The 2,028-nt window shown below is 64.6% G+C and carries 1 protein-coding gene and 1 pseudogene; both read left to right on the plus strand.

Annotated features, from left to right (window positions below; translation table 11 throughout):
- Positions 1 to 432: pseudogene (locus tag RMO81_RS10990) on the plus strand (glycine dehydrogenase); the annotation flags it as partial.
- Positions 429 to 1,991: an aminomethyl-transferring glycine dehydrogenase subunit GcvPB gene (gcvPB, locus tag RMO81_RS10995; RefSeq protein WP_409049610.1), complete on the plus strand. Its 1,563-nt coding sequence runs from the start codon at positions 429 to 431 to the stop codon at positions 1,989 to 1,991. The pseudogene RMO81_RS10990 and the gene gcvPB, both read left to right, overlap by 4 nt.
- Positions 1,992 to 2,028: the final 37 nt, after the last annotated feature.

Consider the following 2,028-nt stretch of genomic DNA (forward strand, 5'->3'; position numbering starts at 1 on the left):
CTGACGCTGTCGACCCGCGAACAGCATATCCGCCGTGAAAAGGCGACCAGCAATATCTGCACCAATTCCGGCCTGATCGCGCTGGCGTTTTCGGCGCACCTGACCTTGCTGGGAGAAAAGGGCCTGCGCCATCTCGCTGCCCTCAATCACGCCCGCGCCGTGCAGCTGGCCGATCGGCTGGGCCGCGTGCCCGGCGTGACCCTGCTCAACGGCCCGTTCTTCAACGAATTCACCTTGGATCTGGGTCGCGAAGCCCGCCCCGTGGTGCGCAAGCTCGCCGAAAAGGGCGTGCTGGGCGGCGTGTCGATGGGGCGGTTGTGGCCGGGCGAAAAATCGCTGACTGGCGGCATGATCGTGGCGGTGACCGAAACCGCGACCGACGAGGATTTTGACGCGTATGAAGACGCGCTGGATGAGGTGATGGCGAAATGAGCACTCCAATGAACAACGTGGGCCGCCCCACGCGCCTGGTTGCCGGCACCGGTGCCGTCGCTGAAACCTTCACCGGCAACAAGGCGCTGATGCTGGAAGAGCCGTTGCTGTTCGAGCGTGGCTCGCTCGACAGGTCGGGCGTTGATCTGCCGCCGGTGCCGCCGGTTCCGGATCGGCTTGCCGGCCTGGGCCGCGATGCCGTTATCGGGCTGCCGGGTTTTTCCGAACCGGAAGCCGTGCGCCACTACACCCGCCTGTCGCGGCAGAATTATGCCATTGATCTGGGCATCTTCCCGTTGGGTTCGTGCACGATGAAGCACAATCCGCGCCTGAACGAAAAGATGGCGCGGCTGCCCGGCTTTGCCGATATTCACCCGTTGCAGCCGCAATCGACCATTCAGGGCGCGCTGGAACTGATCAACGTGCTGGCCGATTGGCTGATGAAGCTGACCGGCATGCCCGCTGTCGCCATGAGCCCCAAGGCCGGCGCCCACGGCGAATTGTGCGGCATGCTGGCCATTCGCGCCGCGCTCGATGCGAAAAACGATCCGCGCCGCGTCGTGCTGGTGCCGGAATCAGCCCATGGCACCAACCCGGCAACGGCGGCCTTCTGCGGTTTCACGGTGGAAAATATCCCGGCCAACGCCCGTGGCCGCGTCGATCTTGATGCACTGCTGGCGCGGCTTGGCCCAGATGTGGCAGCGGTGATGATCACCAATCCCAACACCTGCGGCCTGTTCGAGCCTGATCTGAAGACAATTTCCGACGCGGTTCATGCCGCCGGCGGTTATGTTTATTGCGACGGCGCCAATTTCAACGCCATCGTTGGTCGCGTGCGCCCCGGCGATCTGGGCATTGATGCCATGCACATCAACCTGCACAAGACCTTCAGCACGCCCCATGGCGGCGGCGGGCCGGGTTCGGGCCCGGTCGTGCTGTCAGCCGCATTGGCGCCGTTCGCGCCGATCCCGTTCGTCCGGAAAACCGCGACTGGGCTGGAACTGGTGGAGGAAGACACTGCCGGCACCTACGCCGCCGACAGTTTTGGCCGCATGGTCGCCTTCCACGGCCAGATGGGGATGTTCACCCGCGCCCTGAGCTATATCCTCAGCCACGGTGCCGATGGTCTTGCCCAGGTGGCCGAAGACAGCGTGCTCAACGCCAATTACATCCTCGCCAGCCTGAAGGATCTGTACACCGCGCCGTTCGCCAGCAGCGGGCCGTGCATGCACGAAGCGCTGTTTTCGGATGATTTCCTCGATGGCACCGGCCTTTCTACCCTCGATCTCGCCAAGGGCCTGATTGATGAAGGCTTCCACCCGATGACGGTGTATTTCCCGCTTGTGGTGCATGGGGCGATGCTGGTCGAGCCGACCGAAACCGAGAGCAAGGCCAATCTCGATCAGCTGATCGGGGCGATGCGCCATGTCGCCACGCAGATGCTGGCGGATCCGGATGCCTGGCGCACCGGGCCGCACCTGGCGCCGCGCCGCCGGCTTGATGAAACGCTGGCCGCGAGGCGGCCGGTGCTGGCTTACAAGGACAGCGAAGCGGCCTGAAGACGTGCAAGGCCGGCGCGGTTTCCCCCGCCGGCCC

This window comes from Sandarakinorhabdus sp., assembly GCF_031422795.1.
In the GTDB taxonomy this organism is placed as follows: domain Bacteria; phylum Pseudomonadota; class Alphaproteobacteria; order Sphingomonadales; family Sphingomonadaceae; genus Sandarakinorhabdus.

Bases quoted from the DNA above. Each gene is read 5' to 3' on its own strand.
- gcvPB (WP_409049610.1), top strand. From the start codon at position 429: ATGAGCACTCCAATGAACAACGTGGGCCGCCCCACGCGCCTGGTTGCC.